The organism is Klebsiella sp. 141251 (genome assembly GCF_050600725.1).
Lineage (GTDB): Bacteria > Pseudomonadota > Gammaproteobacteria > Enterobacterales > Enterobacteriaceae > Klebsiella > Klebsiella aerogenes.
Window position 1 is genome coordinate 101,725 of sequence record NZ_JAQIRG010000003.1, and the last position, 13,998, is coordinate 115,722.

Consider the following 13,998-nt stretch of genomic DNA (forward strand, 5'->3'; position numbering starts at 1 on the left):
GCAGCGCTTAACCGAGGTGTACCGCTCATGATCGTTCCCGTCCAACTATCCACTCTGCCCGTCACACCCTGGAAAAATGGCGCAGGCGAGACCCGTGAGATAGTCTGTGTGCCTTCACCTGATGCCCCTTTTTTATGGCGAGCCAGCATTGCCACTCTGCAAAATGATGGTCCGTTTTCCTGCTTTCCCGGCGTCGATCGGGTCATTACCCTGCTGACCGGGCAACCGCTCCGCCTGAAAGGTGAAGCTATCGATCACCGTTTAGCGTTGTGGCAACCCTGGGCTTTTGCCGGCGAGTGGCCGCTGCGTAGCGAAGGGATCCGCGAGCGCGGTCTCGACTTTAATATCATGACCCAGCGCAGTCGCGCCGCCGCCGAGGTACGCGTCGTGGACGATGTACAGACCCCCGGCGACGAAGGCGTCGCGTGGGTATTACAGGGGCGCTGGCAACTTGGTGAACGGCAATATGAAGCGCAATCGGGTATTTTCTGGCGCCAACAAGCGCCGGGCGAACTCGCGCCGCTAACGACGGACGCCCTGCTTTTACTCACCACGATCGTGCGCCGTTAACCGCAGAAATTTCGGCAACGCGTTGGGATCTGTCGCTAAAACACAGTGATTATCCGGTGATATACTGGAGCGAGCGCATTTATCATTACGCGCTGCCTTGCGACAGGCGACACAAAAAATCGTGACACAAGGGGTCTTCAGTGGGATATAATTCCCGGCTAAATTTGAGTTATTTTGAAATAACAACGTTAACCTTTTGATTGTTAGAGTAAAAATAAGCAATAACGATAAGGATTAAAGCTATGGGTTTTCTTTCCGGTAAGCGCATTCTGATCACTGGCGTGGCCAGTAAACTGTCCATCGCCTACGGTATTGCGCAAGCAATGCACCGTGAAGGGGCTGAACTGGCATTCACCTATCAGAACGAAAAACTGAAAGGCCGCGTAGAAGAGTTTGCTGCTGCGCTGGGTTCCAACATTGTGCTGCCGTGCGATGTGGCTGAAGACGAAAGCATCACCGCGCTGTTCACTGAGCTTGAGAAAGTATGGCCGAAATTTGATGGTTTCGTGCACTCTATCGGTTATGCGCCGGCTGACCAGTTAGATGGCGACTATGTCAATGTCGTAACTCGCGAAGGTTTCAAAATCGCCCACGACATCAGCGCCTACAGCTTCGTGGCGATGGCGAAAGCCTGCCGCGCGATGCTGAACCCGAACTCCGCGCTGCTGACCCTCTCCTATCTGGGCGCTGAGCGCGCGATCCCGAACTATAACGTTATGGGTCTGGCGAAAGCGTCTCTGGAAGCCAACGTCCGCTATATGGCGAACGCGATGGGTCCGGAAGGTATTCGTGTTAACGCCATCTCCGCTGGTCCGATCCGTACTCTGGCGGCATCCGGTATCAAAGATTTCCGTAAAATGCTGGCGCATTGCGAAGCGGTTACCCCGATCCGTCGCACCGTCACCATCGAAGACGTCGGCAACAGCGCAGCTTTCCTGTGCTCTAACCTGTCTGCGGGTATCTCCGGCGAAGTCGTTCACGTTGACGGCGGCTTTAACATCGCTGCGATGAACGAACTGGAACTGAAATAAGTTCCTTATCCTCCTCACCCCGGTGAGGAGGATCTCTCCTCCCCCTCTCTACCTACGCTTTTCCTCTGTTATTCCAATCTGCTATTTATTAGTACGTATCAATATTTTCTCCTGCTTCAGGGTTACGCCAGGATAGTTGTGCATAGAGGTACCGCGAAACGGCGGTTCGCCACCTACCGAACAAGGAACGCCCATGGAGCAACGCCGCGTGTATGGCAAAAACCACTGGTATCACGAGACCCAGTCAACCAACAGCCCGGTCGAGGTTCTTCCTCTGGTGCCAGAAGCCGCTGACGTTGATGACCGTTTTTTGCTCGATCTGTCGCTTGCAGCCGATGTCAGCCACCCACATGAAGGCTGGCTGGCGCCCGCGCGTCAATTGGCAAAGGTACTTTTCCCGGACAGCGTCACGGTAACCCGATTACAAACCTTCAGCGCCTACGACCGTCTCAGCACCGCCCTGACCGTCGCTCAGGTCTACGGCGTACAGCGCTTATGTAACCACTATGCCGCGCGTCTGGCGCCGTTGCCGGGCCCTGACTCCTCACGAGAGAGTAATCGCCGACTGGCGCAGATTACCCAGTACGCACGCCAGTTAGCCAGTTCCCCTTCGGTTATCAACGAGGTCTCCCGCCGCCAGCTTGATGAGGTCGGACTGACCAGCCGCGATATTGTGTTAATTAACCAGATTATTGGTTTCGTGGGCTTTCAGGCCCGCGCGGTAGCTGCCTTTCAGGCCGCGCTCGGACAACCGGTACGCTGGCTTCCGGGTATGCCGCAGCAGGAAGATGCCCCGTCAGAACGCTTCACGGACGTGACAGGAGAGTGGTCTGCGGATATCGATGATGCCGACCTGCGTTACGCCAATGACGATAGGCAAGCAAGGCTCGCCGCATGGCACCGTCATCCCGGCCTACAGCCTCTCGCCCCTATTCTGGCAACGGATGAAGGGGCGTTAGCGCTGCTGCATCAACTGCTAACTGAACTGGATAACTCTGCGCAGCCCTTAAGCACAATGGCGGCGTTGCTGGCGGCGCGAATCAACGGTAGCGTCAGCTGTTTTAACGCCTGGGCAGCACGCTGGACAGCTGATAACGGATTGTTGCAAGCATTGCGCGGCGATGAACGAACGATTCAGCGCTGGGCGCAAAGCCATTCTTTGGAACACGTTTTCCTGCAGGCGGCGCAGCTATTGACCCGTGCGCCGGACCGTTTTAGCGCCGCACAGCTAACTCCCCTCACTGAATATGGGCTTTCCCGCGTTGAGGCTATCAATCTGCTGGCGTGGTGCGGCCTCTGCGGCTGGCTGAACCGGCTTAAAATCGCCCTCGGCGAGGTACGTCAAGCGACGTAAAATGCTGAAACAGCGCTTGCTGAGGCAGGCATATTCGCGTAAAAATGTCAGCCGCTCTTTTAGCCACGAAAAAACCTAATTATGTTTCAGGACAACCCGCTGCTAGCGCAGCTTAAACAGCAATTGCATTCCCAGACTCCGCGCGTTGAAGGGGTCGTTAAAGGTACGGAAAAAGGTTTTGGCTTCCTCGAAGTCGACTCGCAGAAAAGCTACTTCATTCCGCCGCCGCAAATGAAAAAAGTGATGCATGGCGATCGTATTATCGCCGTGGTCCATACGGAAAAAGAACGTGAAAGCGCCGAGCCGGAAGAGCTGGTTGAGCCTTTCCTGACCCGTTTTGTCGGTAAAGTGCAGAAAAAAGACGATCGCCTGTCTATTGTTCCTGATCATCCGCTGCTGAAAGACGCCATCCCTTGCCGCGCCACGCGTGGCGTTGAACACGACTTCAAACAGGGTGACTGGGCGGTGGCTGAAATGCGTCGCCATCCGCTGAAAGGCGACCGCGGATTCTATGCTGAATTAACGCAATTCATCACCTTCAGCGACGATCATTTCGTGCCATGGTGGGTGACGCTCGCGCGTCATAACCTGGAAAAAGAAGCGCCGAATGGCGTTGCTACCGAGATGCTCGATGAAGGACTGGAACGTCGCGATCTGACGGCGCTTACGTTCGTGACCATCGACAGCGCCAGCACCGAAGATATGGACGATGCGCTATATGTCGAGCGCGCCGACGACGGTAAACTGCAGTTGACCGTCGCTATCGCCGATCCGACGGCGTGGATTGCCGAGGGCAGCAAACTGGACAACGCGGCGAAAATCCGCGCCTTCACCAACTATCTGCCGGGCTTTAATATCCCGATGCTGCCGCGCGAACTGTCTGATGATTTGTGCTCGCTGCGCGCCAACGAAGTGCGCCCGGTGCTCGCCTGCCGCATGACCCTGGCAGCCGACGGCGCCATTGAAGATAATATCGAATTCTTCGCCGCGACCATCGAATCAAAAGCCAAACTGGCTTATGACGACGTCTCCAACTGGCTGGAAAATATCGGCGCCTGGCAACCTGCCGATGACGCTATCGCGCAGCAAATCAAACTGCTGCAGGAAGACTGCCAACGCCGCAGCGAATGGCGTCAAACCCACGCCCTGGTGTTCAAAGACCGCCCTGATTATCGCTTCGTGTTGGGTGAGAAAGGTGAAGTACTGGATATCGTTGCCGAACCTCGCCGCATCGCCAACCGCATTGTTGAAGAGTCAATGATTGCCGCTAATATCTGCGCGGCACGCGTGCTGCGCGATAACCTCGGCTTCGGCGTATATAACGTGCATACCGGTTTCGACCCGGCTAACACCGAGCAACTGGCCGCGCTGCTAAAAACGCACGATGTACACGTTGATCCGCAGGAAGTCCTGACGCTCGAAGGTTTCTGTAAACTACGCCGCGAACTGGATGCCCAGCCTTCAGGTTTCCTTGATAGCCGCATCCGCCGCTTCCAGTCGTTCGCTGAGATTAGCACCGAGCCGGGCCCACACTTCGGCCTTGGGCTGGAAGCTTACGCGACCTGGACTTCGCCAATCCGTAAATACGGCGATATGATCAACCACCGTCTGTTAAAGGCCATCATTAAAGGCGAGACCATTGGCCGCCCGCAGGATGATGTCACCGTGCAGATGGCGGAACGTCGTCGTCTGAACCGTATGGCGGAACGCGACGTCGCAGATTGGCTGTACGCTCGCTTCCTCAACGATAAAGCCGGAACCGATACCCGTTATGCGGCAGAAATCATTGATGTCAGCCGCGGCGGCATGCGCGTACGCCTGGTTGATAACGGCGCTGTCGCCTTTATCCCGGCACCTTTCCTGCACGCGGTACGCGATGAACTGGTTTGCAGCCAGGAGAACGGAACCGTACAGATTAAAGGTGAAGTCGTTTATAAAGTCACCGATGTTATCGACGTGACTATCGCTGAAGTCCGTATGGAAACCCGCAGCGTCATCGCCCGTCCGGCGGCGTAACGCTTTTATGGCCCCTGCCCAGGGGCCATACATTTCTCGTTTTGAGTGAATATCGCCAGCTGCGTAAGGATGTGCGTTTTTTTCGCTTCTCTTTTGCAGTCGTTTTTTGCATCATTGATTTCATTCATTTTTGTAACCAGGATAATGCTATGTCTGATCTGAATGCCCGCCTGCTCGCCCAACGTATCGATACCGTGCTGGATATTCTGGTTGCCGGAGATTATCACTCGGCTATCCATAACCTGGAGATCCTCAAAGCCGAGCTGCAGGCGTTGTCTCACGACGAGCCAGAGAAGGACTCAGGGCAAACGAAAGCGCCGTGGGAAATCTGATTCATTCCTGTCCCCCAGCACGCCCGAAGGCCTGCTGGGCGCCGTATAGACCTCTAACTGTGATGTAGCTATGAACGCCCGACAACAAAGTATTTTACAAATGGTCATCGATAAAGGCCGCATGAGCGTTACCGATCTGGCCAGGATGACCGGTGTCTCCGAAGTCACTATTCGCCAGGATCTGAATTCGCTGGAAAAGCAAAGCTATCTGCGCCGCACCCACGGCTTTGCCGTACCGCTTGATAGCGAAGACGTCGAAACCCGCATGATGACCAACTTTGCCATTAAGCGTGAACTCGCCGCGCGCGCTGCGTCGCTGGTGGCAGGCGGAGAGACGGTGTTCATCGAAAATGGCAGTTCAAACGCCCTGCTGGCCCGCACGCTGGCGGAACGCGGCGATATCACGATCATCACCGTTAGCAGCTATATCGCGCATTTACTCAAGGAAACGCCGGGTGAGGTCATTCTGCTGGGCGGCATTTATCAGAAACGCAGTGAAAGCATGGTTGGCCCGTTAACCCGTCAATGCATCCAGCAGGTGCACTTCAGCAAGGCATTTATCGGCGTTGACGGCTGGCAGAGTGAAACTGGTTTTACCGGCCGCGACATGATGCGCGCCGATGTGGTTAACGCAGTGCTGGAAAAACAGTGCGAAGCTATTGTGCTCAGCGACAGTTCGAAATTCAGCGTCGTGCATCCTTATCCACTGGGCCCGATTGCCCGTTTCAATCGCGTCATCACCGACAATAACCTGAGCGAAACTATTCGCCAGCAGCTCTGCGCAAGCGGTTTAACCCTCGATATTGTCAACCCCGCCTGATCGCTTCCGCCAGCGCCCTGGAATGGCGTTGGCAGCCCCTCTGTGTCTGAGAGTATTCTGACCTGCAATTAAGATTTTTTACCTGACGTTAAATTTTAAAATAAGTAGAATTATTATTAGCGATATAACAGGAAGTGACTATCACCTGCGTGATTAGAGCAACACCTGCGCAACTTAAGTTTCATGGAATAACCCTTAAGTCATAGTCAGTTGCTATGCTTAAAAGGAAGTTGTATCCATGAATAGATTATTCAGGAGAATAAAATGATGACTTCGATGAGCAAAAAAATGGCTGCGGCCGTACTGGCGGTTACTGTAGTAATGTCCCTGAGCGCTTGCTCTAACTGGTCTAAACGCGACCGTAACACCGCAATCGGCGCAGGCGCCGGCGCACTGGGCGGCGCGGTATTAACTGACGGCAGCACCCTGGGCACCCTGGGCGGCGCAGCGGTTGGCGGCATCATTGGCCACCAGGTTGGTAAATAACCACCCCGCGTATTAAATTAATAATAATTTCGTAGTTACTGACTCACGCATCTACAAATAATTAAGGCCACGGTAAATACCGTGGCCTTGTTGTTTATTTCGCAGAAATTATCTTAGCCACCCGCTAATTTCACTTTCATCCCTTTGGCTTCCAGCAGTGATTTCAGCAAGTCGCGTTTATCACCCTGAATTTCAATCACTCCGTCCTTGAGTGAACCGCCGCAGCCGCATTTCTTTTTCAGCTCAGCGGCCAACTTCGCCAGCGCGTCATCATCGAGATCGATACCGGTAATCAGGCAGACGCCCTTCCCTTTGCGCCCACTGGTCTGGCGTTGAATGCGCACAATACCATCGCCCTTCGCTCTTTGCGGCGCCGCTTTCGGCTCTTCGATACGTCCGCTCTCGGTAGAGTAAACCAGGCGGCTGTTAGAATCGCTCATTACGCCTCCAATTTCAGCGACGCGTTGATAGCCGCAAGCGTTGCAGCCGGATCGGCGGATTGGGTAACCGGTCGGCCGATTACCATATAATCAACCCCTGCCTGCTGCGCCTGTTCCGGAGTCATAATCCGGCGTTGGTCGCCAGCATCACTGCCTGTGGGGCGGATCCCTGGGGTAACTAACTTAAATTCTTGTCCTAACTCTTGTTTAAAGCGGACGGCTTCCTGCGCTGAGCAGACGACGCCGTCGAGACCACAGCGTTTGGTTAGCGCCGCCAGTTTAGCAGCATGATCGGCTGGAGAAAGCGTAATACCGAGATCCTGTAAATCGCTGGCCTCCATGCTGGTCAGTACGGTGACCGCTATCAGTAACGGCGCCTCTTTCCCAAACGGCAGCAGCGCCTCGCGGGCGGCAGTCATCATACGCGCGCCGCCGGAAGCGTGGACGTTTACCATCCATACGCCAAGCTCTGCGGCGGCGGCGACCGCGCGTGCGGTGGTGTTCGGGATATCGTGGAACTTCAGGTCGAGGAATACTTCAAAGCCGCGCTGATGCAGGTCGCGAACAAACTGCGGGCCCAGCAGCGTGAACATCTCCTTACCTACCTTCAACCGGCAATCGCGCGGATCGATTCGATCAACAAAGGCTAACGCCTTATCGCGGTTATCATAATCAAGCGCAACAACCACGGGAGAAGATGTGATAACGCGAGGAGAAGAGCTAGCAGTAGACGTCATGACCGGACCTTAATTGTTGATGGGCGCCTGCACGGCGCAAAAAAGGTAAACGGGCAGCATTCTACCTGCGAAGTAGGGAAAATGACAGGCTGGTTTTGCCCGGCTACAGACAAAAGCGGGCACGTGGCAACAGAAGCGGATACGGTAAAATACAGATAAGTATGTTGTAACTAAAGGCAGGTTTTTTTTAGATGTTACTGGCCATCAAGGCCGCGAATCGGCTTGATAGTCGCCCACGAACGGCAGGACGGGCAGTGCCAGTACAGGGTGTGGGAAGTAAAACCGCACTTCTGGCAGCGGTAACGCGGTTTGCTCCGCACCTGCTCGCCAACCATGTTGCGCAGAACCCCCAGGCTCGCCTTCGCGCGCCCTTCTTCCGCCTCATTAAGATGGTAGTCCATCAGTTTATGGAACACGCGCATCGTCGGGTGGCGTTCCAACTGGCGAGTCACATAGCTCTGTGCGGCCTCGGCGCCTTCCTGCTGCTCGATAATTTGCGCCAGCATAAGCTCCGCGGTCGCCCCGGTGTTCTCTTCGACACAGCGGCGCAGGAACGCTTCCCACTCCTCATGCTTACCCAACTGCTGATAACAGGTTTGCAGCATTTCCAGGGTTTCACCAACCAGTTCTTTATCCTGGCCAATCACCCGTTCCAGGCTTTCTACCGCTTTCGCGTAGTCGCCTTTTTCCATCCACACGCGCCCCATCATAATCGAGACGCGGGCGCTGTTACGGTCCGCTGACGCGCCTTTTTTCAGCAGCGTCATTGCTTTATCGAGATCGTTACTGGCCATCTGCTGCAGCGCCAGCTCACACCAGAAGTTGGCGATATCGCTGCGATGTTTCTCTTTGCCCAATTTTACCAGCCTTTCGGCGACTTCAATCGCGGACTGCCAATCGCTGGTTAGCTGGTAGATTTGTAGCAGTTGCTGTAGCGCGCCCAGGCGGAAGTCGGTTTCATCCACCAGCTGCTTGAACATATCTTCCGCGCGATCGTACAGGCCGGCGGCCATGTAATCGCGCCCCAGCTGTTGGACGGCAAGCAGGCGCTGATCGTAGGTGAGAGAGGCGCTCTCCATCAGGCTTTGGTGAATGCGGATGGCGCGGTCGACTTCACCACGCGAACGAAACAGGTTGCCAAGGGTCAAGTGGGCTTCAACGGTGCCGGTATCCTCTTTTAACATATCGAGGAACAGATCTACGGCTTTGTCCTGCTGATTGCTCAGCAGGAAGTTGACCCCGGCCACGTAATCACGCGACAGGCGACTAGCATCGTCCTGTTTGGACTGTTGTGCGCTCCTGCGCCCCATATACCATCCATAGGCAGCGGCAACGGGAAGAAGCAGAAACAACAACTCCAGCATAGAAGGTTATTCCTTGACCGCAGGGACGCCGGCATCAGCAGGCGCTACGGTCACTGGCGCGATCTGCTGCTCCAGGCGTTTAATTTTACGTTCGGCGCGCGCCAGCGATACACGAACCCGCAGCCAGAACAGGCCGCAAATCAGCCAGCCAATCGCAAACCCGGCAGCGAATAACACCGCCAGCAACGTGGAGATGCGGAATTCACCCTGCGCGAGCAAATAGTTGAACGTGACCAGTTGGTCGTTTTGCGCACCCAGCGTCACAGAAATGACGAAGATAGCTAACACCAGTAAGAAAATAAGTAAATATTTCACATGACTTCCCGTTCTGTGGGTTGCGCGAGTAAAACGCGTTCAAGCCCTATAAAGTATCATTTTCACCGCAGTGGTGAAATGGAAAAGCATGACACCCGTCATGATATGCGGCCAGGTGTCGCGAAATTCAACATAAACGGCGTCAGGTTGCGCGTTTTTTGATATCCGTCGCCTCTTCGACAGGCGGGGTTAACGGGCCGCAAAAACGCTGCGTGAGCCAGGTCGCCGCGGTAACCAGCAGCCAGGAAAGGCTGGTCGCCACGATAAGATCCTGCGGCCAGTGCATGCCTAACGCCAGACGGCTGCCCATGACCGCAGTAGCCCATCCCAACAGCAGGCCGATAGTCACCCAGCGCCGACGTGGCCACAACAGTCCTACCCCCAGCAGCGCCCAACTGGCGGCAAACATGGTATGGCCGGACGGAAAGGCAAAACCGGTCTCTTTTTGCCAGTGTTTACGCAAGAATCCCGGTATTGTCTGTTGTTCAGCCAATTGCTCATGCACCAGTTTAGCGCGTTCTTTACGTTTTAACTCATAGAATTGCGCCACCGGTACCTGTTGGGTTCTTTCTAACCAAATCACAAATGGCCGTGGTTCCTGCACCCGTTCTTTGATCCAGGATTTAAGCCCCTGACCTGCCAGGATGGCGGCGCCGAGAATGAGAAACAGCACCAGCGCTTCGCGCAGACGAAACCGTAAACACCACAAAAACCAGCCAAATAGCGCTACATGAGTAATTATTCCCCACGGCTGGGTGACGGTTTCAGTCACCCAGTACCACATTTTCAACATGGCCGGGGCTTGACCCGGCTGCCACTGCCAGCCGGAGAGCCAGACTATAACGGGCATAACAAGCAATAGCGCCGCCCCGATGGCGGTCCTTTTGGCAATCAACAGCATCATATCTCCTTCTCTTTCCTTCTGAATATCATAACGGAAAGTAGATCGTTTGTGCGCTTTCCGCGCAGGCGGTCGTTGGTAATTAGGAGAACGTCGCGGCGTTGTGGCAAAATAGTAGTAAACAGAAAGCACATTCAGGTGCTGTCAGAATCTGGAGAATCACATGCAGCTTAAACGTGTGGCAGAAGCCAAACTGCCAACCCCCTGGGGCGATTTCCTGATGGTGGGCTTTGAAGAACTGGCAACCGGGCAGGATCATGTCGCGCTGGTGTATGGCGATATTTCGGGGCAAGCCCCGGTACTGGCTCGCGTACACTCAGAATGTCTGACGGGCGATGCCCTTTTTAGTCTGCGTTGTGATTGCGGTTTTCAGCTGGAAGCGGCGCTGTCGCACATCGCTGAAGAGGGGCGCGGGATCCTGCTTTATCATCGTCAGGAAGGCCGAAATATCGGTTTGCTGAATAAAATTCGCGCCTACGCGCTTCAGGATCAAGGTTACGATACCGTCGAAGCCAACCACCAGCTAGGCTTTGCCGCCGATGAGCGCGATTTTACGCTGTGCGCCGATATGTTCAAACTGCTCGGCGTTGAGCAGGTTCGACTGTTGACCAACAACCCGAAGAAAGTCGAAATTCTGACCGAGGCGGGAATCAATATCGTCGAACGCGTTCCGCTCATCGTCGGCCGTAACCCGAAAAACGAACACTACCTGGATACCAAAGCGGCCAAGATGGGGCATCTGCTGAATAAATAAGTCAGCTCCAGAATGAATCAGGGCCAGCATTCGCTGGCCCTTTCTTTTACAGCATATTACGAATCACATAATGCAGAATGCCGTCATTCTGATAGTAGGTAAGTTCAGTCGCGGTATCGATACGACAGCGACACTGAATGACCTCCTGCTGTCCATCGGCGCGGGTGATGGTGACTGGAACCGTTGCCGCAGGATGCAGCGCCTGCAGGTTACTGATATCGATCCGCTCTTCGCCGGTCAGCTGTAGCGTTTTACGCGTCACGCCTTGCGGAAACTCCAACGGTAATATCCCCATGCCAATAAGGTTGGAGCGGTGAATACGCTCGAAGGACTCGGCAATCACTACCCGCACGCCCAACAGACGCGGCCCTTTTGCCGCCCAGTCGCGACTGGAACCTGAACCATATTCTTTACCGGCAATCACCGCCAGAGGCGTGCCCTCGGCTTTATACAGCATAGCCGCATCGTAGATGGCAACAGGCTGCGTGTCTGGTAAATGACGCGTCATCCCCCCTTCCACGCCCGGCACCATTTCGTTACGGATACGAATATTGGCAAAGGTACCGCGCATCATCACCTCATGGTTGCCACGTCGTGAACCATAAGAGTTGAAATCGGCGCGCGCCACGCCGTGCTCCTGCAAATAGCGTCCTGCAGGGCTGTCTGCCTTGATACTTCCTGCCGGAGAGATATGGTCGGTAGTCACCGAATCGCCTAACATCGCCAAGAGCCGCGCGCCGTGAATATCTTCTACCGGTTTCGGCTCAACGCCCATCTCATCAAAGAATGGCGACAGGCGAATATAGGTAGAGTCATCCTGCCAGCGATAGGTATCGGAACGGTCTACCTGAATAGCTTTCCACTCCTCGGTACCTTCGAAGACTTCGGCATATTCTTTACGGAACATCTCGGTGGAAACCTGCTGCACCGCGCGAGCAATCTCCTCGCCGCTCGGCCAGATATCTTTCAGGAACACCGGCTTACCGTCTTTACCAACCCCAAGCGGTTCACGGGTCAGGTCAATGTTCATATTGCCAGCCAGCGCATAGGCCACGACCAGCGGTGGCGACGCCAGCCAGTTGGTTTTCACCAGCGGATGGATACGACCTTCGAAGTTGCGGTTACCGGAGAGCACCGCCCCCACGGTCAGGTCACCCTTTTTAATTGCCTCTTCGATAGGTTCCGGCAACGGCCCGGAGTTACCGATACAGGTTGTACAACCATACCCTACGAGGTTAAAGCCCAATTCATCGAGATAAGGCGTCAACCCCGCATGCGCCAGATAATCAGAAACCACTTTCGAACCCGGCGCCAGCGAGGCTTTCACCCACGGCTGCGGTTTCAGGCCGCGCTCAACGGCGTTCTTCGCCAGCAGGCCGGCGGCCATTAACACGCTCGGGTTGGAAGTATTGGTACATGAGGTGATTGCCGCAATCGCCACCGCGCCTTCCGGCAGCGAATAGCGTTGCTCATTGAGAGTATAATCAACCGGCTGACGCGATTTTTGCGTTTGATTCACTTCCAGTTCGTTGCTGGCGGCAAACGCTTTCGGCACATCGCCCAACGCGACGCGGTCCTGCGGCCGTTTCGGCCCGGCGAGGCTGGCCTCAACCGTACCCATATCCAGCGCCAGGGTGCTGGTGAATACCGGCTCATCCCCCGTCTGGCGCCACATCCCCTGCGCTTTGGCATAAGCTTCAACCAATGCCACCTGCTCTTCGCTGCGCCCGCTCAGGCGCATATAGCTGAGGGTTACCGCATCGATCGGGAAGAAGCCGCAGGTCGCGCCATATTCTGGCGACATATTCGCAATGGTGGCCCGGTCGGCCAGCGGTAACGAGTCGAGACCGTCGCCGTAGAATTCTACGAACTTGCCAACCACACCATGTTTGCGCAGCATCTGGGTCACTGTCAGCACCAGGTCAGTCGCGGTGATCCCCTCACGCAGTTTACCGGTCAGCTTGAAACCGACGACATCAGGTATAAGCATGGATACCGGCTGCCCAAGCATCGCCGCTTCCGCTTCAATCCCGCCGACGCCCCACCCTAATACGCCCAGACCGTTAATCATGGTGGTGTGCGAATCGGTACCCACCAGCGTATCCGGGTAAGCCACCCATTCGCCATCCTGTAGTTCGCTCCACACGGCACGGCCGAGATATTCAAGGTTCACCTGGTGGCAGATCCCGGTTCCCGGCGGCACAACGCTAAAGCGGCTGAAGGCCTGCTGCCCCCAGCGCAGGAAAGCATAACGTTCGTGGTTTCGCTCCATTTCAAGGCGCACGTTATCTTCAAAGGCGTTTTCATTACCAAAACGGTCCACCGTTACCGAGTGGTCAATCACCAGGTCAACCGGCGAGAGCGGATTCACCTTTGCCGTATCGCCGCCCAGCCGTTTTACCGCTTCACGCATGGCGGCTAAATCGACCACCGCCGGTACGCCGGTAAAATCCTGCATCAATACGCGCGCCGGACGATAGGCTATTTCGCGGTCGGCATGCGCTTTCTGCAGCCAGCCGGCCAGCGCCTGAATATCTTGTTCCGTCACCGACTCGCCATCCTGCCAGCGCAGGAGGTTTTCAAGCAGAACTTTGAGGGATTTGGGCAGTCGGGTGAGATCGCCCAGTTGTTTAGCGGCCAGCGCCAGGCTGTAGTAATGGTAGGTTTTGTCTTTGACCTGTAGCGTATCCTTACTGGCTGCTCGTAGTGTTGACGACATAGCTCCTCCTTTATCACAGGGATGCATGCCCTGAACTCCTCAGGGTCTTTATTAAAGATAACACAAACTTGACATAACACTTTGATAACAACTCAAATTGCTAAAATTGACAAAACCATACAGTTCAGAAATTTTGAAGATAACAGTGTTACAGCACGG

Annotated in this window: 14 protein-coding genes; 8 read left to right on the plus strand and 6 right to left on the minus strand. The window is 55.1% G+C overall.

What is annotated here, in order from left to right:
- Positions 1–27: 27 nt before the first annotated feature.
- The 7 genes from PGR09_RS08220 to osmB all read left to right on the plus strand — a co-directional run bounded on the left by PGR09_RS08220 (position 28) and on the right by osmB (position 6,609).
- The gene (locus tag PGR09_RS08220) at positions 28–570 is read left to right on the plus strand and encodes a HutD/Ves family protein (protein WP_430916033.1); all 543 of its coding nucleotides are present in this window, start codon (positions 28–30) and stop codon (positions 568–570) included.
- A gap of 242 nt (positions 571–812) precedes the next feature.
- Positions 813–1,601 carry an enoyl-ACP reductase FabI gene (gene fabI / locus PGR09_RS08225; protein WP_045393136.1) on the plus strand — a complete coding sequence of 263 codons (789 nt, stop codon included), beginning with the start codon at positions 813–815 and terminating at the stop codon, positions 1,599–1,601.
- Positions 1,602–1,794: 193 nt separating this feature from the next.
- Positions 1,795–2,955, plus strand: a complete 1,161-nt coding sequence (locus tag PGR09_RS08230) for a CMD domain-containing protein (protein ID WP_213797728.1) — start codon at positions 1,795–1,797, stop codon at positions 2,953–2,955.
- Between the two features lie 81 nt (positions 2,956–3,036).
- Positions 3,037–4,971, plus strand: coding sequence for an exoribonuclease II (locus PGR09_RS08235; protein WP_430916034.1), 1,935 nt, complete (start codon positions 3,037–3,039; stop codon positions 4,969–4,971).
- Between the two features lie 149 nt (positions 4,972–5,120).
- Positions 5,121–5,303, plus strand: a complete 183-nt coding sequence (locus PGR09_RS08240) for a hypothetical protein (protein WP_045393142.1) — start codon at positions 5,121–5,123, stop codon at positions 5,301–5,303.
- Between the two features lie 70 nt (positions 5,304–5,373).
- Positions 5,374–6,123 carry a DNA-binding transcriptional regulator YciT gene (locus tag PGR09_RS08245; protein WP_430916035.1) on the plus strand — a complete coding sequence of 250 codons (750 nt, stop codon included), beginning with the start codon at positions 5,374–5,376 and terminating at the stop codon, positions 6,121–6,123.
- 267 nt (positions 6,124–6,390) lie between these two features.
- The gene (gene osmB / locus PGR09_RS08250; RefSeq protein WP_032688354.1) at positions 6,391–6,609 is read left to right on the plus strand and encodes an osmotically-inducible lipoprotein OsmB; all 219 of its coding nucleotides are present in this window, start codon (positions 6,391–6,393) and stop codon (positions 6,607–6,609) included.
- Between the two features lie 113 nt (positions 6,610–6,722).
- On the opposite strand, the gene yciH is transcribed toward osmB, so the two are convergent.
- From yciH to pgpB, 5 genes are all read right to left on the minus strand, one after another.
- Complete coding sequence (gene yciH / locus PGR09_RS08255; protein ID WP_045393146.1) at positions 6,723–7,049, minus strand: stress response translation initiation inhibitor YciH; 327 nt, start codon at positions 7,047–7,049, stop codon at positions 6,723–6,725.
- The gene (gene pyrF / locus PGR09_RS08260; protein WP_045393148.1) at positions 7,049–7,786 is read right to left on the minus strand and encodes an orotidine-5'-phosphate decarboxylase; all 738 of its coding nucleotides are present in this window, start codon (positions 7,784–7,786) and stop codon (positions 7,049–7,051) included. The genes yciH and pyrF overlap by 1 nt, the downstream gene beginning before the upstream one ends.
- Before the next feature lie 194 nt (positions 7,787–7,980).
- Positions 7,981–9,150, minus strand: a complete 1,170-nt coding sequence (gene lapB / locus PGR09_RS08265; RefSeq protein ID WP_045374683.1) for a lipopolysaccharide assembly protein LapB — start codon at positions 9,148–9,150, stop codon at positions 7,981–7,983.
- A gap of 6 nt (positions 9,151–9,156) precedes the next feature.
- The gene (locus tag PGR09_RS08270) at positions 9,157–9,465 is read right to left on the minus strand and encodes a LapA family protein (RefSeq protein ID WP_045374686.1); all 309 of its coding nucleotides are present in this window, start codon (positions 9,463–9,465) and stop codon (positions 9,157–9,159) included.
- Between the two features lie 142 nt (positions 9,466–9,607).
- Entirely contained in the window at positions 9,608–10,366 is a 759-nt protein-coding gene (gene pgpB / locus PGR09_RS08275) for a phosphatidylglycerophosphatase B (RefSeq protein ID WP_045393152.1), read from the minus strand.
- 163 nt (positions 10,367–10,529) lie between these two features.
- Here pgpB and ribA point away from each other — a divergent pair, with 163 nt between their 5' ends.
- Positions 10,530–11,120 carry a GTP cyclohydrolase II gene (gene ribA, locus PGR09_RS08280; RefSeq protein ID WP_015366227.1) on the plus strand — a complete coding sequence of 197 codons (591 nt, stop codon included), beginning with the start codon at positions 10,530–10,532 and terminating at the stop codon, positions 11,118–11,120.
- Positions 11,121–11,166: 46 nt separating this feature from the next.
- On the opposite strand, the gene acnA is transcribed toward ribA, so the two are convergent.
- Positions 11,167–13,839 (minus strand): aconitate hydratase AcnA, encoded by a 2,673-nt coding sequence (acnA, locus tag PGR09_RS08285; RefSeq protein WP_430916036.1) that lies wholly within the window; start codon positions 13,837–13,839, stop codon positions 11,167–11,169.
- Positions 13,840–13,998: the final 159 nt, after the last annotated feature.

Coding starts and splice junctions, on each gene's coding strand:
- PGR09_RS08220 (WP_430916033.1), top strand. CDS start 28: ATGATCGTTCCCGTCCAACTATCCACTCTGCCCGTCACACCCTGGAAA.
- fabI (WP_045393136.1), top strand. CDS start 813: ATGGGTTTTCTTTCCGGTAAGCGCATTCTGATCACTGGCGTGGCCAGT.
- PGR09_RS08230 (WP_213797728.1), top strand. CDS start 1,795: ATGGAGCAACGCCGCGTGTATGGCAAAAACCACTGGTATCACGAGACC.
- PGR09_RS08235 (WP_430916034.1), top strand. CDS start 3,037: ATGTTTCAGGACAACCCGCTGCTAGCGCAGCTTAAACAGCAATTGCAT.
- PGR09_RS08240 (WP_045393142.1), top strand. CDS start 5,121: ATGTCTGATCTGAATGCCCGCCTGCTCGCCCAACGTATCGATACCGTG.
- PGR09_RS08245 (WP_430916035.1), top strand. CDS start 5,374: ATGAACGCCCGACAACAAAGTATTTTACAAATGGTCATCGATAAAGGC.
- osmB (WP_032688354.1), top strand. CDS start 6,391: ATGACTTCGATGAGCAAAAAAATGGCTGCGGCCGTACTGGCGGTTACT.
- yciH (WP_045393146.1), bottom strand. CDS start 7,049: ATGAGCGATTCTAACAGCCGCCTGGTTTACTCTACCGAGAGCGGACGT.
- pyrF (WP_045393148.1), bottom strand. CDS start 7,786: ATGACGTCTACTGCTAGCTCTTCTCCTCGCGTTATCACATCTTCTCCC.
- lapB (WP_045374683.1), bottom strand. CDS start 9,150: ATGCTGGAGTTGTTGTTTCTGCTTCTTCCCGTTGCCGCTGCCTATGGA.
- pgpB (WP_045393152.1), bottom strand. CDS start 10,366: ATGCTGTTGATTGCCAAAAGGACCGCCATCGGGGCGGCGCTATTGCTT.
- ribA (WP_015366227.1), top strand. CDS start 10,530: ATGCAGCTTAAACGTGTGGCAGAAGCCAAACTGCCAACCCCCTGGGGC.
- acnA (WP_430916036.1), bottom strand. CDS start 13,839: ATGTCGTCAACACTACGAGCAGCCAGTAAGGATACGCTACAGGTCAAA.